The organism is Cupriavidus sp. GW821-FHT07C08 (assembly GCF_059419025.1).
The window spans coordinates 66,293-86,833 of record NZ_JBWKQZ010000024.1 but is presented as its reverse complement, the minus strand read 5'-3'; the positions used below and the strand labels follow the sequence as shown (position 1 = coordinate 86,833).

At 65.7% G+C, this 20,541-nt stretch carries 19 protein-coding genes; 2 read left to right on the top strand and 17 right to left on the bottom strand.

Going from position 1 to position 20,541, the window contains the following annotated elements; translation table 11 throughout:
- Positions 1 to 43 precede the first annotated feature (43 nt).
- The 14 genes from AC07UK_RS26375 to AC07UK_RS26310 form a co-directional block, all read right to left on the bottom strand.
- Complete coding sequence (locus AC07UK_RS26375; RefSeq protein WP_013955759.1) at positions 44 to 1,021, bottom strand: type II secretion system F family protein; 978 nt, start codon at positions 1,019 to 1,021, stop codon at positions 44 to 46.
- A gap of 45 nt (positions 1,022 to 1,066) precedes the next feature.
- Positions 1,067 to 2,437, bottom strand: coding sequence for a TadA family conjugal transfer-associated ATPase (locus AC07UK_RS26370; RefSeq protein WP_436220975.1), 1,371 nt, complete (start codon positions 2,435 to 2,437; stop codon positions 1,067 to 1,069).
- A gap of 62 nt (positions 2,438 to 2,499) precedes the next feature.
- Positions 2,500 to 3,693: a CpaE/TadZ family protein gene (locus AC07UK_RS26365; RefSeq protein WP_436220976.1), complete on the bottom strand. Its 1,194-nt coding sequence runs from the start codon at positions 3,691 to 3,693 to the stop codon at positions 2,500 to 2,502.
- A gap of 23 nt (positions 3,694 to 3,716) precedes the next feature.
- On the bottom strand, positions 3,717 to 4,175 hold the full coding sequence (locus tag AC07UK_RS26360) for a TadE/TadG family type IV pilus assembly protein (protein ID WP_436220977.1): 459 nt from the start codon (positions 4,173 to 4,175) through the stop codon (positions 3,717 to 3,719).
- Positions 4,172 to 4,681 carry a TadE/TadG family type IV pilus assembly protein gene (locus AC07UK_RS26355; protein ID WP_436220978.1) on the bottom strand — a complete coding sequence of 170 codons (510 nt, stop codon included), beginning with the start codon at positions 4,679 to 4,681 and terminating at the stop codon, positions 4,172 to 4,174. The genes AC07UK_RS26360 and AC07UK_RS26355 overlap by 4 nt, the downstream gene beginning before the upstream one ends.
- A 9-nt stretch (positions 4,682 to 4,690) precedes the next feature.
- The gene (locus AC07UK_RS26350) at positions 4,691 to 5,953 is read right to left on the bottom strand and encodes a pilus assembly protein TadG-related protein (RefSeq protein ID WP_436220979.1); all 1,263 of its coding nucleotides are present in this window, start codon (positions 5,951 to 5,953) and stop codon (positions 4,691 to 4,693) included.
- A 24-nt stretch (positions 5,954 to 5,977) separates the two neighbouring features.
- Positions 5,978 to 6,313, bottom strand: coding sequence for a hypothetical protein (locus tag AC07UK_RS26345; RefSeq protein WP_211980794.1), 336 nt, complete (start codon positions 6,311 to 6,313; stop codon positions 5,978 to 5,980).
- A gap of 34 nt (positions 6,314 to 6,347) precedes the next feature.
- Positions 6,348 to 8,201, bottom strand: coding sequence for a type II and III secretion system protein family protein (locus AC07UK_RS26340; RefSeq protein ID WP_436220980.1), 1,854 nt, complete (start codon positions 8,199 to 8,201; stop codon positions 6,348 to 6,350).
- A gap of 65 nt (positions 8,202 to 8,266) precedes the next feature.
- Positions 8,267 to 9,109, bottom strand: coding sequence for a Flp pilus assembly protein CpaB (gene cpaB, locus AC07UK_RS26335; protein WP_013955767.1), 843 nt, complete (start codon positions 9,107 to 9,109; stop codon positions 8,267 to 8,269).
- A gap of 41 nt (positions 9,110 to 9,150) precedes the next feature.
- Positions 9,151 to 10,569 (bottom strand): DUF8689 domain-containing protein, encoded by a 1,419-nt coding sequence (locus AC07UK_RS26330; RefSeq protein ID WP_436220981.1) that lies wholly within the window; start codon positions 10,567 to 10,569, stop codon positions 9,151 to 9,153.
- Positions 10,570 to 10,655: 86 nt separating this feature from the next.
- Positions 10,656 to 11,189 carry an A24 family peptidase gene (locus AC07UK_RS26325; RefSeq protein WP_436220982.1) on the bottom strand — a complete coding sequence of 178 codons (534 nt, stop codon included), beginning with the start codon at positions 11,187 to 11,189 and terminating at the stop codon, positions 10,656 to 10,658.
- 55 nt (positions 11,190 to 11,244) lie between these two features.
- A complete protein-coding gene (locus tag AC07UK_RS26320; protein WP_211980798.1) occupies positions 11,245 to 11,418 on the bottom strand; it encodes a Flp family type IVb pilin in 174 nt (57 codons plus the stop codon).
- Between the two features lie 93 nt (positions 11,419 to 11,511).
- Entirely contained in the window at positions 11,512 to 11,700 is a 189-nt protein-coding gene (locus AC07UK_RS26315) for a Flp family type IVb pilin (RefSeq protein WP_436220983.1), read from the bottom strand.
- A gap of 1,365 nt (positions 11,701 to 13,065) precedes the next feature.
- Complete coding sequence (locus AC07UK_RS26310; RefSeq protein ID WP_436220984.1) at positions 13,066 to 14,535, bottom strand: hypothetical protein; 1,470 nt, start codon at positions 14,533 to 14,535, stop codon at positions 13,066 to 13,068.
- Positions 14,536 to 14,850: 315 nt separating this feature from the next.
- Here AC07UK_RS26310 and AC07UK_RS26305 point away from each other — a divergent pair, with 315 nt between their 5' ends.
- Complete coding sequence (locus AC07UK_RS26305; protein WP_494686798.1) at positions 14,851 to 16,461, top strand: glycosyltransferase family 87 protein; 1,611 nt, start codon at positions 14,851 to 14,853, stop codon at positions 16,459 to 16,461.
- A 64-nt stretch (positions 16,462 to 16,525) separates the two neighbouring features.
- Complete coding sequence (locus tag AC07UK_RS26300; RefSeq protein ID WP_494686797.1) at positions 16,526 to 17,548, top strand: glycosyltransferase family 2 protein; 1,023 nt, start codon at positions 16,526 to 16,528, stop codon at positions 17,546 to 17,548.
- A gap of 18 nt (positions 17,549 to 17,566) precedes the next feature.
- Here AC07UK_RS26300 and AC07UK_RS26295 read toward each other — a convergent pair whose 3' ends face one another.
- The 3 genes from AC07UK_RS26295 to AC07UK_RS26285 are packed head-to-tail and all read right to left on the bottom strand — an operon-like array spanning position 17,567 to position 20,090.
- Positions 17,567 to 17,956 (bottom strand): GtrA family protein, encoded by a 390-nt coding sequence (locus AC07UK_RS26295; RefSeq protein ID WP_436220987.1) that lies wholly within the window; start codon positions 17,954 to 17,956, stop codon positions 17,567 to 17,569.
- The gene (locus AC07UK_RS26290) at positions 17,953 to 18,687 is read right to left on the bottom strand and encodes a class I SAM-dependent methyltransferase (protein ID WP_494686796.1); all 735 of its coding nucleotides are present in this window, start codon (positions 18,685 to 18,687) and stop codon (positions 17,953 to 17,955) included. Before AC07UK_RS26290 ends, AC07UK_RS26295 begins: the two co-directional genes overlap by 4 nt.
- A gap of 26 nt (positions 18,688 to 18,713) precedes the next feature.
- Positions 18,714 to 20,090, bottom strand: a complete 1,377-nt coding sequence (locus tag AC07UK_RS26285; protein WP_436220989.1) for a sigma-54 dependent transcriptional regulator — start codon at positions 20,088 to 20,090, stop codon at positions 18,714 to 18,716.
- Positions 20,091 to 20,541 lie beyond the last annotated feature (451 nt).

Here is a 20,541-nt window from a genome sequence, read left to right as displayed (position 1 = left end):
TCTTCGAGCACTGCATGTACGTGCGGTACTGCGTGCAGCACCTTCACACCCGGATCCGGATGATCTTGCGCATCCACAGTACGCCGAAGGTCATCGATACCACTGCGCCGCCGATCATGCGCAAGCCGAGCGGGTCCTCCCACAGCACGTTCATGAAGCCCGGATTGACCACCAGGATCAGTCCGGCAGTGCAGAAGGGCAGCAGGCCCAGCACCCACGCGGACAGCTTGCCTTCCGCCGACAGCACCCGGATCTTGTCGAACAGCTTCAGCCGTTCGCGCACCATCGTGCCGATGGTGTCGAGGATCTCCGCCAGGTTGCCGCCGCTTTCACGCTGGATCAGCACCGCGATGACGAAATAGCGCAGGTCGCCCACCGGCACCCGGATGGCAAGGTTGGTCATGGCCTCGTCCAGCGCCACGCCGTAATTGATTTCCTCGAAGGTGGTGCGGAACTCCGGCCCGATCGGGGCCTTCATTTCCTGCCCGACCATGCCGAGCGCGCCACTGAACGAGTGCCCGGCGCGCAGGGCACGGCTGATCATGTCGACGGCATCAGCCAGCTGTGCCTCCATCTGCTTGATCCGCTTGCCGCGCAGGCGCATCACATGAAGCACCGGCAGCATGGCGGCCAGCGCCGCGCCGGCGAGCACCAGCGGTACCGGTATCGGCAGCAGCGGAATCAGTGCCACCGTGCACAGCGCCACCATCGCGCAGTAGCCCAGCAGCTGCGCCACCGACCAGGTGCTGCCGGATTGCTCCAGCCACCGGTCCAGCCTGCCCACGCGAGGCACGCTCATCAGCCACTTCTGCAAGCGCGGCGAGCCCGCCAGCATGCGCTTCTTCAGGATCGACAGCTGTTCCGCGCTGACGTGTCCGCCTGCCGACAGCGCCCGCAGCCGCGCCTCGATGCGCCTGGCCGCGGGACCATGGGCGTTGCTCCACCACAGGTAGATGCCCTCGACGCAGAGCACCACGGCCACGAACAGCAGGATGCCGAAGGCGTAGAAGATCGTGCTCATGTGTAGCTCCCCGGGATTGCTTGTTGTTGTATCGCGCCAGGCGGATCAGACTTCGAAGCGTTTGGCCGGGTCGTAGGTCTCGTCCGGCAGCCCCACGCCGAACACGCGCAGCCGCTCGGCGAACTTGGGATACACCCCGGTCGCCCGGAAATTGCCGCGGACCGTGCCATCCTTGTCCACGCCCGTGCGCTGGAAGGTGAAGATCTCCTGCATGTTGATGATGTCGCCCTCCATGCCGGTGATCTCCTGGATGCTGATGATCTTGCGCCGGCCGTCGGTCATGCGCGCCGCCTGCACGATCACCGTGATGGCCGAGGCGATCTGCTGGCGCATGGCCTTGGCCGGCATGGTCAGGCCGGCCATGCTGACCATGTTCTCCAGGCGCGTCAGCGCGTCGCGCGGGGTGTTGGCGTGGATGGTGGTGAGCGAGCCCTCGTGGCCGGTGTTCATCGCGTTGAGCATGTCCAGCGCCTCGCCGCCGCGCACTTCGCCCAGGATGATGCGGTCGGGGCGCATGCGCAGCGCGTTGCGCACCAGGGCGCGCTGGGTGATCTCGCCCTTGCCTTCGATATTGGGCGGGCGCGTTTCCAGCCGCAGCACATGGGGCTGGCGCAGCTGCAGTTCGGCCGCATCCTCGATGGTGACCACGCGCTCGTCTTCCGGGATAAAGCCCGACAGGATGTTCAGCAGCGTGGTCTTGCCGCTGCCGGTGCCGCCCGACACCAGCACGTTGACCTTGGCCTGCGAGAGCGCCTGCAACAGCTGCGCCATCGGCGGCGTCAGGCTGCGCAGGTTCACCAGGTCGGACACCTGCAGCGGATTCACGGAAAAGCGGCGGATCGACAGCAGCGGTCCGTCGATGGCAGAGGGCGGGATGATGGCGTTGACGCGCGAGCCGTCGGGCAGGCGTGCGTCCACCATCGGGCTGGTCTCGTCGATGCGGCGCCCCACGCGCGACACGATCTTCTCGATCACCTTCATCAGGTGTGCGTCGTCGTAGAACACCACGTCGGTCAGTTCCAGCTTGCCGCGCCGCTCCACATAGGTCTGGCGTGCGGTGTTGACCAGGATGTCCGACACGGTCGGGTCCTGCAGCAGGGGCTCGAGCGGGCCGAAGCCGAACATCTCGTCGTAGATTTCCACCGTCAGCTGGCGCCGCTCGTTGTCGTTGAGCAGCACCTTCTGTTCGTCGACGATCAGGTTGACCAGCGCGGCGATCTCCTGCCGCACCTGCTCCTGCGGATAGCGCGCCAGCCGCTCCAGCTCCACGCGGTCCAGCACGGTCTCGTGCACGTCGCGCTTGAGCTGGTGGTAGCCGCCCGACGCGGAGGCTGCCGAGGTCGCAAACTGGATTGCGGCGTGGCCGTTGGCAGTGAAGGCGGGCCCGGCATTGGCCAGCTGTTCGCGAATGGACATGATGAACTCCTCGTTATCGGCTTCGGTTGGCCGCCAGCCCTGGCTGGCCGTCGTCAGGATATTCAGGTGCTCCGCGCGCGCAGCATCAGCCTGCGCAGCGGTGATACCGCTTCGGCGCGGTTGCGCCGCTCGGCTTCCGGTGTGGTGCACAGCTGCGTGGCCATGGCCTGCAGCGCGCGCGCCATGGCGCTGCGCCGGCTCAGCTTGGCGACTGGCTCGCCGTGGCTGACGGCCTCATCCACGGCGGCGGGGTCGTCGGGCAGGGTAAAGGCGACCTTCATGCCGAAGATCTCCTCCATCGTTGCGCGCGGCATCTCGTTCTTGCGGCCGGTGCGGTTCAGCACCAGGCGGACCTTGTCGGTGGGGTAGTGCAGCGCACGCAGGATATCGAGCAGACGACGGCCCGGCCGCCCGAAAGAGATCGCTGGTTCGGCCACCACGCAGATGCGGTCGCTGTGGTCCAGCATGCCGATCGACAAGGGGTCGATGCTCTGGCCCAGGTCGAAGATCACGAAGTCATAGGCCGGCTGCACCACCGACAGGATCCACTCCAGCTTGTCCTTCTGGATCTGGCTGGCCTTGATGGGATCGGCCGCACCCGCCAGCACGTCGAAGCCGTTGTCCACATGCACCAGGCAGGCTTCCAGGAAGGCGGCATCCATGCGGTCGATCTGGCTGCAGATATCGGGCAGCGTGGAAGGCGGGGTCTTGTCGCTGACGATATAGGTCAGGTCGCCGAAGTGCCGGTTCAGGTCCACCACCAGCACGCGCTTGTCAAGGTGCCGGGCCAGTGCGTCGCCCAGGTTGGCCGCCACGAAGCTGGTGCCCGCGCCGCCCTTGCACGAGATCACCGAAATTACCTGTGCGGTCTCTTGCGCGCGCGGCACGTGGCCGGATTCCACGCGCTTGAGCGCCTCAGCCAGTTGCCCCTTGTCAAGCGGCCACGACAGCACATCGCGGATGCCGGCACGCATGGCCTTGATCAGCACCTCGGAACTGGGCGCCTGCGTGATCAGGATGCAGGGCAGTTCAGGGTGCTGCTGGCGCAGGCTCTCGATGGCCTGCATCTGCGGGGCATTGATGGCAGGCAGTTCCAGGATGAGCAGGTCGGCCATGCGCAGCCGGCTGGCATGGAACGGGAAACGCGCCAGGCCCTCCTGCAGCGTCATGGCCTGGAAGTTGCCGACCACGGTGCTGAGCCGGTTGATCTCGGCCAGCCGCTCGGCGTCTTCGGAAACGATCAGAATTCTGAGCATGGTGTGCTCCTGGTTCATGCGCGCTAGTTGCAGATCGGGCCGCTGGTGGAAGAGTCCAGGCTCTCCCGCGGCAGCGTGGTGGAGAACGAAGGCATCGACACCGTTATCGGAACGACCGGAATAAAGGTCTTGACCGAGACGTTGGCCACGCTGACGGTGACCGAGCGGCAGGAATTGCGCGCGCTGTCGGGGTCGGCGTCGCAGCCGCTTGGTTCATAGGCGACCTGAATATTGGTGGCCTGCAGCAGGGGCATCAGTTTGGTCATCTTGGTCTTGATGGCGGTGTCCGTGGTGTCGCACACCACCGCGATACGTGCGCCCAGCCGGGTGGCCTCACCGGCGGTGTTCCAGTAAAACAGCACGCGGGAGAACTCGGCAATGCCGATCAGCAGCATGAAGAAGATGCTGGCAACCAGGGCGAATTCGACGGCGGTTGCGCCGGCCTGGCGTGAACACGGGCGCATGGCACGGATCGGAGTCATAGCACCTGCCTCATTACCGTTGCGATATCGGAGAACGCCAGGGCTCCCACATTGAGGTAGGACTGCATTGGCGAGTAGGTAAAGCCCGAGATCTTCACCTCAACCAGATTGATGGTGCCTGCCGGCGGGTTTGAACTGTTGCCGCCCTCGTAGATGGCGACGTTGCCAAACTGCTTGCTGCCGCAGCCGCTCGAGTCAACGCGGTCGCAGACGACTACCATTGACGGGCTGAGGCCGTTCACAAGTGCCGCGCCGCCGCAGGTGGTCTTGCCATAGACGGCGATGCATTTGGCCTGATCCACTGGGTAATTCGGCTCGCTGGGCGCATATTGCGACAGGAAGCGTGCCGCATCGCGCGTGGCCTTGGTCAGGGCGTTGTACTGGTAGATGGCGCGCCCGTACTCGGCCACCCCGGTCACCAGCATCAGCAAGGGCACCAGGACCAGTGCGAACTCCACCGCGACCGCCCCGCGCGCCCTGCTCCTGCGCTGCCTGCATTGCCCCATGATTCGCTCCTATTGCACCAGCACCGGCACACGAGGGCCTACACCCGTACTGGACCCGGGCACACCCTGGGTCGCGCACGGACTGGTGGGGTCCTTCGAGTCCCCCAGATATTCGAGACTGGTTGCAGCCTTTGCGCTCTGTTCCTGCATCGGCTCGACCATCAGCATGCAGGCCCAGGAGACCACCGCAGCTTGTTTGGCCGTGGCGAGCTCAGTGCAGTCCACTATCGGCACCTGTACCAGCCTGCGGTCGGCGCCGGCCTGATGCACTGGCTTGGTTGAGGGCGTGCCCTTGGTTTGCAAGCCACTGTTCGCATCCGTCTGGTAGGGATCGTTGGTGCCCCGCTTCTGAATGAAGTCAGCGTAGGCGTTGCCACCGTTTGGCGCATTCCATGTGGTCAGGGTGTAGGCATAACCAGTAAAGTCGGGTGCCCCATCGTTCGGTCCCTTGTAAGAGCCGGTATAGATCCCGAAGCGGGTATTCCACGCTGCGATCAGCGATGCGATGCTGCCTGGCTCGCCCACCTTGGAGCCCACTACCGGCAGGTCGCACTGTCCGCTGCCGGCAAGCAGGTCGGCCAGTTCGGAAGCGCCGCCTCCCGGAGGCGAAAGGTCGGCCCAGCCAAAGCTGCCGGGACCATATGGGTCGCTGCTCGGATCGAGCCTGGACTTGATCCAGTCGCCCGGGTTGTACGCGGTTTTCGGCGGATTCGCCGTTGACGGCGTGCAGACATAGACCGGGATGGCACAGGCGGTCTGCGCGCTGGTGGTGGTGGCGACGGCCATGGCATTGACGGTACTGGCCTTGATATCGATCCCTGGCAGCATGTTGAGCATCTGGATGAACCAGTGGGCGATATCCTTGCGCTCGGCGGTGCATTTCACGTACTTCACTTTGTCGAGCGAGAACGGAATGTTGTTCTTGGTGTAGAAGGTGGTGCCAGATGTATCGCTATATGAGACGTTGAGGTTCTCGACCATTTCCACTGGCTTGCCCTGGAACAGGGCAGCGTTGCTCGTGCCGGTGGCCAGGCCGGCCGCCTCGGACACGAGCAGCGGCGTGGCCCCGGTGACATCGCGCGCGGCAGCCAGCGCGCAGGCATCGACGCTATTCTGCAGCTCGCTCTTGGTGACATAGAGCTTGCCCAGATCGAGCGCCAGCCCGACAAAGCCGATCAGCACCGCCAGCGACAGTCCCACGATGATGGCAACCGCGCCACGCTGGCGCGCGCGCCGCGTCAGCCTGGATCGTGTGAAGCCCGATGTAGACATGATGGTCTCCCGCGGTTCTGGTGCTCAGCGGCCGTTGCCACCCATGCCCACGCCGCCATAGCCGCCGGCGCCGAAGTCGATCGTCATGGAGGGTGCGCCGCCTTGCTGGCTCCCTGACAGCGAACGGTCGAAGTTCTTCATCGCTGCCACAGCCGTCTTGCCATCGGTACCGGTGACAGTAGGTAGCCCGGCAGGCGCGTCGGGATTGATGATCTGCAGCTGCGTGACGGTGGCCAGCGCCACGCCGCGCTGGCCGTCCCACACCGGCGTCGAGGTCATGCAGGCCGATAGTCCCAGGCAGGCCAGGCTGCCGAGCACCAGGACGGCGGCGCCGCGCGAAAGCTTCAGTGTCTTGTTCATGGTCGTTCTCCGGTTCTGCTGGTGGCGCGGCGGATCAGTTGCCGCCCGATGCGGTGCGGCCGGCCGTAGCCGCGGCTCTGGCCTGGGCCAGGCGGGCGGCGGTGGCTTCGATGCGGGCGATGCGCGCGGTGGTGTCCTCGGCCGGCGGCGCGGCCGCCGTGTTGCGGGCGGGCGCCGGGGCTGGCAGGGCAGGGCGCTTGCTGGCGCCGGCAACTGGTTCTCGCGTACCCGGCGCAGGCTCATCCAGCGGTTTGCCATTCGGCACGGCCGAGACCGAGGTGTTGGGCGTGCCCTCGCTGCGCGGTGCCGTGGGCGGCGTGGCGGGCGCCGCGGCCGGTGCGGCGGGCTGCGACGGTGCCGGCGCGGGTTGCGGCACACGCTTGCCGTCGCCTTCCATATTGCCCATGAAGTACAGCGACAACGGGTTGGGCGTGGAGAAGCTGTCGGTCGGCAGCGGGTAGTTGTTGTTCTGCATCGGCTTGACCAGGCGCGGCGTGATGATGAATACCAGTTCGGTCAGGTCCTGCTGGTACTGCGTGCTGCGGAACAGCGTGCCCAGCACCGGCACCTCGCCGGCACCCGGCACCGCCTTGAGCGAGCCGCGCGCGCTGTCCGTCAGCAGGCCGCCAATGGCAAAGCTCTCGCCGTCGCGCATCTGCACGGTGGTGGAGGCGCGGCGAGTGGTGATCACCGGCAGCACGGTCTGTCCCGCCAGGGAGCCGCCGCGCACGGTGGCGCCGGTGGGCGACAGTTCGGACACTTCCGGCGCTACCTTCAGGTGGATGCGGCCGTTGGCCAACACTGTGGGCGTGAACTTCAGACCCACGCCGAACTCTTCTTCCTGCAGCGTGACGGTGCCGGCACCGTTCAGCACATTGGCCTGCGCCACCGGGATATAGATCTTGCCGCCGGCGAGGAAGCTGGCTTCCTGGCCGCTGATGGTGACCAGGTTCGGCTCGGCCAGGATCTTGACCAGGCTGTCGTTCTTCTGGGCATCGATGGCGATGTCGAACGGCCGGTTGTTGGCCTTGCTGCCGAAGAACGCCGCCGAGGCGCCGGTCAGCAGCGATGTCACCAGCCCGCCGGTCCAGGAGCCGAAGCCGCCCTGCAGGTTCACCGCTGAGCCGAGCTGGTTCAGCAGCGTCTTGGAGACTTCTGCCACCTTCACTTCCAGCATGACCTGCTGCGGCGTATCCACCGACAGCATGTTCAGCACACCGCCCTTCCTGGCGGCGTCGCCCTGTGCGGCGTTGGCGTACGCCTGGGCGATATCCATGGCCTGCTGCGCCGCCTGGGCGTTGGTGACGCTGCCAGTCAGCACCAGGTTGTCCGCCGCCGTCATCACGCGGATGCCGGGCTCGCCGGGCAACAGCTGGCCCAGCGAAGTCTGCAGCCCGCCAGCGTCGGCATTCACCACCACGTTGATGATGCTGCAAGAGCCGCTGCGGCCCTGCACGATCATGTTGGTGGTGCCCACCGCACGGCCCAGCACGTAGAGCGTCTGCGGCGACACCATGGTGGCCTGCACGACGTTGGGATTACCCAGCGTGCGGTTGCGCACCGGCTCCTGCAGCGTGATCAGCTGTGACTTGCCGACCGCCACCATCACGCTGGATTCGCTGCGGATCGCGCCGGTGCAGTTGGGCCCGCGCGCGTCCCCGGACGTCACGGGCGGCGCCGACGTGGCCGGTGGCGCGGCGCCGGGCGTCATGCTGATGGTCATCTGCATCGGACCCTGCGGGGCCTTGGCGGCAGCCGGTGCGGTCCCCTTGGTCAGGTTGCCCGCCTCGATGGCGGCCTGTGCGGCGGCGGCCAGCGGTGTGCAGAGGATGGCGGCAAGCACCAGGATGCGGGTGCCGCCAGCAGCGTCGGATCGTTTCTGGTTCATTTTGAATCTCCCCCCGGAGAGGCTGTGTTGCAGCTCAGAATTCGTTGGATGCCTGGCGTAGGTTCTCAGAAGCACTCGACGCCGCCCTGCATGCCTGCCAGCACGCCGATGCAGTTGCCCGAGCGTGCGGGCGCCGCCGCCACCGTGCGAGTCTTGACTACGGTGCGCGTCTCGGTCTTGGTCACCACCTTGGCCGGTGCCTCCGGTGTCTTGCCAAGCAGTGTTCCCTTGGTGGCGCCGCCGGTGTTGATGTCGGCCACATCCAGCTGGTTGCGCAGCACCAGCGACAGGGTGCCCACGCTGCGTGCCACGTCGAGCTTCTCGGCCTGTTCGGGCGTGACTTCCAGCGTCACCGCATTGACCACCTTGGGCTGGGTGTCGTCGCGGCTGACCTGTTGCGCAACCGCCAGCACCAGGATCTTCTCGAGCACGATCTTCGAGATGCTGCCGCTCTGCGCGGTCTTGGCTTCTTCGTTGGTATTGACGATCACGTCGACGTAGTTGCCCGGCAGCGCGAAGCCGGCCACGCCCACCACGTCGTTGACGCGGACCGTGATGGCGCGCTTGCCGTCATTGATCACGGCGGACAAGCCACCCTTGGTGCCCACCGGCGCCAGCTTGGCGTCGATGACGGGCTCGCCGCGCTGGAGGCTGGTGCGGACCACGCGACCCTCCAGCGCCTTCATGTCTTCAAACGCGCCGGGCGGCACGCTGCCGGTCGGCCAGCTGACCATGCGCAGCTGGCTGCCGTTGAGCGGCTGGCCGAGGTTGAGGTCGTTGGCGGCGACGACCACCTGCCTGACCGAGCTGGACGACTGCTGTACCAGCCATCGCGACGCGGATACCACTGCCGCCACGCCGGCGACGAGGGCAATCAGCAGCATCAGGATTGCGCGTGTGTTTTTCATGATGATTCTCCCCCTACAGTGGTCCGATGGTGTGGTGCAGTTCAGCTTGCGGCGCGACGGTCATCCGACCATCGATGGCCAGCGCCCAGCGATGGCATGGCGTCGGCCGAAGCGCGCAGCCCGTAGTAGCCCTGCCATGCAGACAGCAGGCCTGCCTCGGTAACCTGTGCGGCATGGCCGTGGTAGCGCACGCCCGAGTCCACCAGGCGCAGCAGGTCGCGCGGGATGCAGGCCAGCAGCGGTGTATCGCTGGCGTAGTGCAGGCTGTCGACCAGGAAATCGAACATCGCATCCGTGCTGGCCAGCCCGAAGTCAGCGGCGGTGCGCTGGTAGACCTCGCGGTAGTCGTCCACCGACAGCGGGCCCACATAGAGCTTGCTGCCGAGCCGGCGCAGGAATGCGTCATCGCCCAGCTCCGACGGTTCGAGGTTGGTCGAGAACACTGGCCAGACATCGAACGGCACCGAGAAGCGCACGCCGGTCTGCAGCGTGAACATGTCAATGCTGCGATCCAGCGGCACGATCCAGCGGTTCAGCAGGTCGCTGACGCCGACCAGCTGGCGGCCCAGGTCATCGATGATGTAGATGCCGTTGTTGGCCTTCATGTGAGGGGGCGCCTGGTAGAAGCCGGAGATGCGGTCATAGCGCAGGTCCAGCATGGACAGCGTCAGCTCGCCGCCAGACAGCACTACCGGGCGATGGCACAGGACCCAGCGGCGGTCCAGCGAGCGGTGCGCCAGCGACGCTTCGCTGTCGTCGAACGGCACATGGACCAGCGGATCGAACACCTGGATGATTTCACCGGCCACGGTGATGGCATGCGGCACCGGCACAGCACCGGGCAACAGCGTGCCTAGCCGTTGCGCCAGGTAGGTCTTGCCGCTGCCGGCCGGGCCGTAGATCATCAGCGCGCGGCAGGTGTTCAACGCCATGCCGATGGCGTCGAGCAGATGGACCGGGATCACCAGGTCATGGAAGGCGGCGGTAACGTCCGCCTTGGTCACGGAAGCGTGGTTGACCGAGTGGCGCTTGACGGCATCGAGGTACGCATCCAGCGTGACCGGCGCCGTGCCGACATAGCTGCAGCGTGCCGAGGCTTCCGCCGCGCGGGTATAGCCGGCGTCAGTGAGCCGGAAGCGCACATCCAGGTCGCTGGCGCCGCGGTGCGCGATCTCCAGCAGGCGCTCGCGCACGGCGACGGCCGCAATGTCATTGACCACCAGCGCCGGCAGCTTGAGCGTTTCGGTCAGTACTGCCAGCGTGACGGTGCGGTGCTGGTAGGCGGCCTTCATCAGCAGCCCGAGCAACTGTGCGATCTCCAGGCCGGTATCTGCGATCGTGCGCGGCAGCACGTGCCAGGGCGGCATCGGCAGCGCGCCATGCTCGGCATGGCCATTCCTGCCGGTCGCGACGGGCTCGAGGAGCCGTGGTGCGTGGCCTGAGTCGTGATGCTCGTTCATTGCCGTCCCCTGTTCGCTGGTCAGTGTGTTCTCGTTCCTGCAGGCGCCCGTGACTGGTCGGCGCGTTGTGTCGCTTGTGGCTGGTGTCATGTGCCGGCAAAGAGCATGGTCAGCGTTCCGGCGGCAATCGCCACGCCGTAAGGCATGGAGCCGGCGGAGGCCCCCGCTTCAGGCTGCACCGGCCGTGAACCAGGCACCAGGGCGGCGATCAGCATGTGGCCCACTCGGGCGAGGGTCGAGCGCCCCTGTCCTGTGATAAGCACCTGTATCAGTGCCCAGAGCCCGCCAATCACGCAGGTTGCCAAAGCGATCTTCAGCACCATGCTGACGCCGAGCCAGGCGCCCACGGCTGCCATCAGCTTGACGTCGCCGGCCGCCATGCCGCGCATCAGGTAGAAGGGCAGAAACAGCGCCAGGCCCATCGTCCAGCCATAGAGCCACGCCAGCGAGCCGGCGGCCAGGCCATGAATGGCAGCCATTGCAGGCAGTGCAGCGATCCACGCACCAAAGGTCAGCCAGTTGGGAATGCGGCGCCGCTCCAGGTCGATGGCCGCGGCTGTCAGCACGATGCCGATCGTGGCGGGGCCGACGAGGGGGGCGAGGGCGGTGGCGGCTTGCATGGCGTTAGTGGCTGGTGGCTTGGGTGGTGTCCGGGGCGTGCGCTGGCCGGATGGATCAAGGCAACTTGGAGGCGATCAACTCGTACATGGCTTCCACGGCATCGCCGAGCGTGGCCACGGAAAGTACAATTGCCATGGCGATCAGACTGCCAAGCAAGGCGTATTCGATAGCGGAAACACCCTGGTCGTCGCGCAGAAAATCTCTTGACCTGGCGAAGAACTTTGGCATTTGGCGTCTCCGGTGTCTGTGTTTGTTTGTCGGGCGGGAGTGCGTGCTGCATGGCCGCCCCGGAACAGGGCGGCCATGCGTGCGGGTCGACTATCAGGCCGGTGCGGCGTTGGTGAGGGTGTCGCCGATGTACTTGAAGATGACGTTCAGCTTGGTGCCGATCGTCTGAACCGACACGATGATGACAACTGCGATGAGTGCGGCGATCAGGCCGTATTCAATGGCGGTCACACCGTCTTCATCACGGATGAATTGCTTCAGCATGGTGGTCAGGTTTTGCATGACTAACTCCTTGGGTTGGGAACAGGCACTGCAGGACTACGAACTGCGGATAAGGCAACACTGGCACCGGATATCAATGCCTGGAAGTCCGGAAGCAGGGCGGTGCGCAGATAGCGCATGCATGGAACGGCCACAGGCCGGGACCGCCGTGCACACCGTGCGGGTTGCGTGACTGCAGCCGGCGTTGTGCCGACGCATGCATGCACCGCGCGGCGTGCTGCACATGTCCTGCGCGAGCCATGCAACGGAACGGCGCGCTGCTGGTGCCTCTGGCAGCAGCAGCGTGGCCGATATTCCGGTGTGGCATCGCAGGTTGACGTGCGACTGGCATGGTGAGGCTCCCCGTATTTTTGAATCTGATGCCGGCGAACGTTGCGCCAGCATCGCGGCAGTCAGGACTGCGGTGCCGCGTGCCTGACATAGGCAAACGCCAGGCCAGGCCAGCGCAAACCGTTGTGCCACAAGGGTTTGCGGGTAGCGATGCGCGCTGGCCGTAGACTCGGCGGGCCTGCAGGCGGCTTTTCGGCCACGCTTCGTTGCTGGGTGGAAACGCGGGTCTTGCAAGCCATTCCGGACCCCGCTACGGATGTTCTAGATCGCGTGACGTGCTCACGTGGGCCGCGCTGGTGAAACAGGGCAAAAACTTCATCCAAAAGCATGAGGCAGCGTTCGCGCCGAGGTTCGGCATTCGTCGCAGTCGGTAGTCCTCCTGGCTGCTTCGGTCCCGTTTTCCGGTGACGGCCAGACTGACGGATGAGAGTGTCTTCTGCCGAGGCAACGTTTCCGGATCGAAACATTGCGAAGTGCGCCAGGGCCGCTGGAGTGCCGGCAGGTTCCACAGGCAGTCCCCGCAAACCCTTGTGTGCAGGGGGCTGCAGGCCCGCGCGGCCGCGTGATTCACCTTCGAAACATGGCATGTGGGATGGCTGTTCTTCGCTGCAATCGCAGGCGTGCGCGCGCAACCGACTTGCGAAGGGAGCTGTGCGACAAGGCTTGCGGTTCACGCAGGCTTCGCGTCTTGTCGACGGCCTGCCGGGGGGGCGACGCTGCGGGGGATTGGGTGCGCATCGCGATTGGAGTTCGCGAGGATGAGAGCCGTGGCAGGTGTGGGGGGATCAGGGCAGCTCTCGCATTGCCGATGGCCGCTGGGGCTGCGCTATAGGTTGTGTAGCGACGCGCCCTGCGGACCGGGGCATTGCATGAGCACGGAAGTTCAGGCCAACGCTGCCTGCGGCTATGCAGCGCGCCATGGCGTGGCCCGCCACGGCCAAGCAGGGCACCGGGACGCCTGCCATGCCGCAAGGTGCGGCGCGCGCTGCCTGCAAGCCGGGAACGGGAGCGGGCACGGGCGTGCGGGTGACGGCCCTATTGTTCGCGGACGTAAGCGACGGCATTGGCATCCTCATGCACTTTTCGCCAGCCCGGTAAGCCATGGATCAGCTTTGATGCAGGATTTGAGGGCTCCAGAACGGCCCATCGGATTTTGTATTCCTGGATCAGTCCCTGCAAGACCTTGGCATCGCCAGAAGAGGCTGCCATATACCTTCGCACGAAATCGTCGCCGTAGAGGTCGGCGCGGCCGTCGATGAGCGGCGCAATGCCGGAGAATATGAGGTAGCCCCCGAAGTTGTAGCTATTGAAGACCGGTCCGGCGGCACCTGCCGCCATGGCCGCGTCGACGGCCTCACGGGGCTGTATCCGGCCCTGGTCGTGCTGGATGCCTTTGGCAAGGAAGGCGATGCTGGCCATGAACAGTGCGATGCACAACGCGGTAATGACTCGAATACTCCGTGATAACAGGCGCGGCTTGATTTCCGGACGGATGGCTGCGCGTAGCTGGGGGCCGATGCTGGGCATCAGCAACAGCGGGGCCAGCAGCCCCGGCAGTTCGGCATAGCGCGCGAAGGCCAGGGCAAGGTGAACCAGCCCGAAGCACATCAGGATCCGGGTCGCAGGCAGGCGGAACCCGAAGTAGAGCGCGCCGAACAGCACAAAGCCAAGCCACAGCTCGATTGGCTGGATCAGGCGGAAGTCCGGTGCCTTCCATTCGCTGATGATGCTGAGCGAAAAGCCCATGCCGGAAACGTGGAAGGGGAAGAGCAGGCCGTCCACGCCGTTCGGTGTCAGCAGGCCCGCCAGCACGGTCAGTGCCAGGAACGGTGCCCATGCCTGCGCGCTCCGGCGTGGATGCCCTTCAGCCAGGATGGCCTCAACGGCCAGCGCGCCGGCCAGCCCGATACCGAGAAGGAAGCTGCCATGCAGGTTGGCCCAGGCCAGCATGACGACCGGCAGCCACAGGCTGGGTCGCTTGCCTTGCTCACGCGCCAGCACAAGGTGGGCGGCCCAGATCACCATCAGCGGCCAGGCCAGCACATGGGGGCGGGCGAGCAGATGCTGGGCCAGCGTCAGGAAGGCCAGGGCGGTGCCGGCGAATGCATGCAGCGGCTCGATATAGCGCAGCAGGAACCGCAACAGCATGGTTAGCGCGACGGCGGTCGCCAGCGCGGTGACCAGCACCGGCCCGGCCCAGCCGAGCCAGGCATGGGATGCGCCAAGGATGACTTCGGCCAGCCATTCATGCGGAACCCATTTCGCGCCATGAAAAGAGAACGAGAAGGGATCGGTCGCTGGCACTGCATGGTTGGCAAGGATCCATTTGCCGGCGGCGATGTGCCAGAAGGTGTCGGCATCCACCAGCAATCGGTCACCGATAAATGAGAGGATCGAGAACAGGCTGAGTCCGAAGAGGGCGAGCCAGAACCACTGCTTCGCGGCGAGCCGCTGGAGCAGGCTTTCCCGGCTGGTCGTCTCCACCCAGGTGGTGATGGTTTTCATGGCGTCTCGCGGTGGCTGTAGTGGTTACCCATCCGGATCAGGCAGGAAAGGCGCGCGGCTGGCCTGGCGCCGCCGGGGCGCAGTTGACAGGCAGTCGCAATAACCGCGCCATTGCCGAAGGTGCCCTTGTTTCCCGGGGAGATGGCGCCGCCTGGGCGCGCGCCTTGCCGGGCTGGCGACAACGTGCCGGTGCTCCCGTTTCCACGACGAATCGTGCTTAATTCTTTGAAGCTCGCGCTTGCATGCGAGGCAGCGCGCGCGTGCGGCCATCCCTGCGCCAAAAGTATGAGTCGGAGCGCGCGGCACGCAGTGCATTTGGCTGAGACCGACGCGCAATGCCGCTGCCGCGCCTCCGCGCGGGAGGCGTCGCAGGGAGTAAGCCGTCCGATGGCCAACGTTTCAGGGGGGAAACGCGCGCTCTCGCCGCGGACGAGTTGCGCCGCTGTCAATGTCGGGAGAACCGGAACGGCACGCGGGATTGCGGTCGAAGCGGGTCGTGATTCAGTTTGGAAACGCTCGCACAAACCGGATTCCAGCGCCTCGCCCAGGGCCATGGTTCTGCTTGTACATCGGTGGGCGCCTGACCAGAATGGAGCCAGTACATCGATGCATCGCCGCTGCATTGCCAAGAAGAACACAGGCCGGCGCTGCCACAGAATATCAGGGGGTTGGGGAGCGATGAGCCTGGACCATAGCCCGGCAGCAACGCCGGGGTCAGTGATGTCGCGGCATTGGCTGGACCTGGAGCGTCTCAGGGCCTACAGCGTTGCCATGCTGATCGTATACGGCGCGCTGATCGTGATATGGGCCTTCAGGACGCACGGCTTCACCACGGATGCGATGGGCCGTCCCGGCGTGGATTTCTCGGCGTTCTGGAGTGCGTCGTACCTGGCCATCAAGGGGCAGGCCGCCGCGGTCTATGACTACCACAAGCTGGCACCTGTCATTGCGGCTTTCGGCGCAGTTGAGAGAGAGGGGCAGTTCTTCCTGCCATGGGTCTATCCCCCGACTTTCCTGTTGTTTGTTATGCCACTGTCCTTGCTGCCGTTTGCAGCGAGCTATCTGCTCTTCATCGGCGGCACGGCCGTCATGTATATCGCCGCGGTGCTCAGGATCCTGTCCTTGCCAGGCGTGCCGCGCCATGTGGTGTGGCTGCCCGTGCTGGCTTTTCCGGGAATCCACGAGGCTGCCATGATCGGGCAGAACTCATTGCTGACCGCGGGCGTGGCGGCGTGGGCGCTGATCCAGTTGAAAACCCGGCCAGTCCTGTCTGGCCTGCTGATCGGCTTGCTGTGCATCAAGCCCCAGCTGGCGCTGATGCTGCCGCTGGCATTGGTGGCAGACCGCGCATGGAAGGCCTTCTTTACCGCTGCCGCGACCGCTGCGGCAATGGCTGCCTGCAGCATCGCCCTATGGGGATGGCAGATCGTACCCACGTTCCTGGATATCGGGACGCACTTCAGGCAGACGGTGCTGGAGCAGGGGGAGTTTGGATGGCGCTATTGCCCGACGCTCTTTGCCATGATGCGCCGCGCCGGGGCGCCGGTGGCGATTGCGTACCTGGCCCACGGCCTGGGCGCGGGCTTCGCGATCTGGGCCCTGATCAAGGTCTGGCGCGGCCGGAATTCGACTGCGCTGCGTATTGCCGCAGTGGCGGCGGCCACCCTGCTTGTGAGCCCGTACGTCTGGTACTACGAGCTTACCTGGATGGGGCTCGCGATTGCGGGTCTGGCGGTCGAGGGGGTGACGCGTGGCTGGAGGGAATGGGAGCGGGAGATCCTGGTGGTGGCATGGCTGCTGCCGATTGTCCTGAGCGCGAACCACGCGGGCCATTTCCCGCAGGTCGGGCCGCTGGTGACGCTGTTGCTGCTGATGGCAATCCTGCGCCGGGCGCGGACCGGGGAGCGGTTCGCACCCGGTAAATAACAAGGCGCATGACAGCGCAATCATGGCGGTGTGCGCACAAGCCACCCCGTCTCGGGAGGGGATCATGTCAGGCCCATACGACGTCAGGCTGCTTTCTCTGGTTGTGCCCTGCTACAACGAGTCAGAAGGCATTGGCCACTTCTTCGACAGCGTCATTCCAGTGCTCGAGGCCATCGATGCGATCCGCTTCGAGATCGTGCTGGTGAACGACGGCAGCTCGGACGACACGCTGGACAAGCTCATTGCGTATTCGCGCCGGGACGCACGCGTGCGAGTCGTGGACCTGACGCGGAATTTTGGCAAGGAAGCTGCCTTGACCGCGGGACTCGACGAGGCCCTTGGCGACGCGGTGATTCCCATGGACGCCGATTTGCAGGACCCGCCCTCACTGATCCCTGAGCTGGTCATGCGCTGGCGGGAAGGGGCAGAGGTGGTGCTTGCCCAGCGCAGCAGCCGCGTGTGCGACTCGTGGCTCAAGCGCGTGACCGCGGGCGCGTACTACCGCATCCATAACAAGCTGTCAGACCAGAAGCTGCCCGTGAACGTCGGGGATTTCCGGCTGATGGACCGGGTGGTGATCAATGCGCTCAAGCAGATGCCGGAGCGACGCCGCTTCATGAAGGGGTTGTTCGCGTGGGTGGGCTACAAGACCGCGATCGTCCGCTATGAGCGCGAGACGCGCAGCGCCGGGCATTCCAAGTTTTCCGGCTGGCGTCTGTGGAACCTCGCGCTCGAGGGCATTACCAGCTTCAGCACCATCCCGCTGCGCAGCTGGACATATATCGGCGTCCTGATCGCGCTTGGCGCGTTCTGCTACGGCACCTTCATCGTGGCGCGAACCCTGGTCCTGGGGATCGATGTCCCCGGCTATGCGTCGCTGCTGTCGGTGCTGCTGTTCCTGGGGGGCATCCAGCTGATCGGGCTGGGGGTGGTCGGCGAGTATGTCGGCCGCATCTATGATGAAGCCAAGGGGCGGCCGATCTATCTGGTGCGGCGCCGTTACCAGGAGACCGGCCAGGACAAGCTCATCGCCTCGGGAAGGCGCGTGATCCGGATCGACCGCGGGCATGTGAGCGGTGGCCGCTGATGCGTGCCCGGCCTGGCCCTAGTCCCGATAGGTCCAGGCCCGGTGCGCAAGGTAGGTGAAGACCGGCACCGTCAGGACCACGCCGGCCAGGCCCGCCCAATAGCTGGCCCCCAGATATTGGGCCGTCCAGGAAATGCCCACGGTCAGGCCCAGTCCCAGCAGGGATACGCCGGCAAAGCGGCCCAGGGTCCGGTGGCGCAGCCGCGACGAGAAGCTCCACAAGGTGTTGAGCAGATAGGAGCAGGCGGTCGCGCACACGAAGGCCACGCAGTTCGCCGCGACCGGTGAGGCCGCCAGCGTGGTGACCAGCGTCGCGGTGATGGCGACATGCACGCCCGTCGAGGTGGTGCCCGATACCAGAAAGCGCGTGACCCGGCGAAGTTCGGGCGTGGTGATGCCGGCGCTCACGATGCGCGCACGATCGCCATCAGCGAAATGCCGAACGGCAGCGATCCGTGTGCCAGCCAATGGCGTTCGGTGCTGAACAGGCGGTGCAATGCCTGGTTGACGGGTTGGGGCGGGAGCCCCGCTCCCGTTGCCTTCTGGCTGCCGCTCAGCCGGTCGCTGATGCGGGCCGCCACCGCAAGCGGAAACAGCAGCGTGTTGAAATAGGACATCCGTTCCACGCGCAGGTCACACCGGGTGATGAGCGCATGCAGCGACCGCTTGCTATAGCGGCGCTGGTGGTGCAGGAAGACGTCGTGGGAGCTCCATAGCCATTGGTAGGCGGGCACGGTAATGAATGCGGCGGCGCCGGCTTTCAGCATCCTTGCCGTACAGTCCAGTGCCCCGGCATCGTCGGCGATGTGTTCCAGGCAATCGAGCAGGCAGACCAGGTCGAAGCTGTGCTCCGGGAACGGCATGTCGTCGGGGCACCTGCCACTGCGGATGTCGTAGGCCCCCAGGGTCTTCTCCCGCGCCAGCCGCAGGGCGGTGCCATCCATTTCCACGGCGCTGACGTTGCCGAACCGCGAGAGCATCTCAAGGTTTCCGCCGGTGCCCGCGCCGATCTCCAGGATGGATGCCTCACGCGGCAACGCCAGGCCGGACAGGATCGTGCCGACGATTTCGCGCCGCCCCCGGAACCACCAGTGGCAGGCTTCGGTTTCGGCCATTTCAAGGTAGGCATCAGGTGACATCGGTCGGTTCCTCCGCGATGGATCGGCTAGCCCTGCACGCAGATCAACCCCAGATCCCCCTTCTTCACCTGCAGCTTGTAATCCCGCATCAACCTGAACAACGTCACCCGCGAAATCCCCAGCTCTGCAGCCACGTCAATCAGCCGTTCATGATGCCGCTGCAGCGCCTCGACGATCGCGGTCTGCTCGGCCGCTTCGCGGATGGCCGCGAGCGTGAGCGGGCGGTCCTCGGCGGGGGTGGCCAGCTCCAGGTCGTCGGGCTGGATCACGCCGTCTTCGCACATGGCGGCGGCGTGGCGGATGCGGTTGATCAGTTCGCGCACGTTGCCGGGCCAGTTGTGCTGCTGGATCGCGCGCAGCGCCATCGGCGAGAAGCCGCGGATGCGTGCCGGCGACTGCTTGCGCACGCTGTCCAGCACGTGTTCGGCGATCAGCAGGATGTCGCTGCCGCGTTCGCGCAGCGGTGGCTGGCGCACGCGCAGCACGCACAGCCGGTGGTAGAGGTCGCCGCGGAAGCGTTCGGCGGCGATCGCGGCTTCCAGGTCGACGTGGGTGGCGGAGATGATGCGCACGTCCACGTCCACCGATTCGGTGCCGCCCAGCCGCTCGATGCGGCCGGTTTCCAGGAAGCGAAGCAGGCTGGTCTGGCTTTCGATCGGCATGTCGCCGATTTCATCGAGGAACAGGGTGCCGCCCTGTGCCATCTCGATGCGGCCGGGCTTGCGCTTGGTTGCGCCGGTGAAGGCGCCGCGCTCATAGCCGAACAGCTCTGACATCAGCAGCGTGGGCGGGATCGCCGCGCAGTTGACCGCAACGAAGGGGCGCGAGGCCCGCTCCGAGGAGCGGTGGATGGCATGAGCGGCCAGTTCCTTGCCGGTGCCGGACTCGCCGGAGATCAGCACGGGCGTGTCCCAGCGCGACACCTTCTCGATACCGCGGAACAGCGATTGCATGGCCGGGCAGCTGCCGATCATGCCGTCCGGGCGTGCGGTGCCGGGGCGGGCATGCTGCGCGCCCGGGCGCAGTTGCGCCATGCCGAGCGCGTGGCCGAGCGATTCCGCCAGGCGAGAGTGCTGGATCGGTGCGGTGTAATAGTCGACGAAGTACAGGCCCAGCAGCCGGCGCGCGGATTCGGTCAGGGACTCCTGGCCGGCGATGACGCCGATCCAGCCGATATGCGGCAGCGAGAGCCAGGACTCGAACGATTCCAGGTCGGCGTCGCTGAAGCCGCCTTGCAGGTCGAGCATCGCCGCAAGCGGCTGGTTGCCCGGGGGCAGCGCGTGGAGATCTTGCAGGTTGGAGGCGAAGCTGATCTTCCAGCCACGCTGTGCGAGCATCCTGCAGAGCATGGCGTCGTGGTGCTGCGACAGGTACAGCAGCGGGCGGTTGGTGTACGCGCTCATAAAATTTCCCCGGATCTTTTGTTTTTACAAAGCCGGCGGCCTGCTGTCGCGGGTCACTGGTTTCGTTGGCGCTAAGGCTTGCACCTGCCGCAACATGTCAAGGCCGCGGCCTGGCGCTCTCCCAAAATTGCTGCCCGCGGCGCTGCGTTGCGCGGGCCGGTGGGCCCGTTTTCGCCGCCGCCGCGACCTTACCTCCCTGGTATCGGTCGCGGCGGCTGCCGCTTCGCTTCGCCTGCATGGCAGACTGTTGCTTCACCCCGTTTCTTGTCCGGATGCGCCGGCCTGTCCGATGCGTCCGTTGTTGTCTGCGTGCCGCCCGTTTAGCCGTGGCGTGCCGCATAGTCCAGGTACCACGGGCCGCTTTTCGTCCGCTTGCGGCCCGTGTTCCTGAACGACCTCCGCTAATCTTGTCGACGACCCCTGCAACCTGGCCTGCCGATGCGGGCCAGTT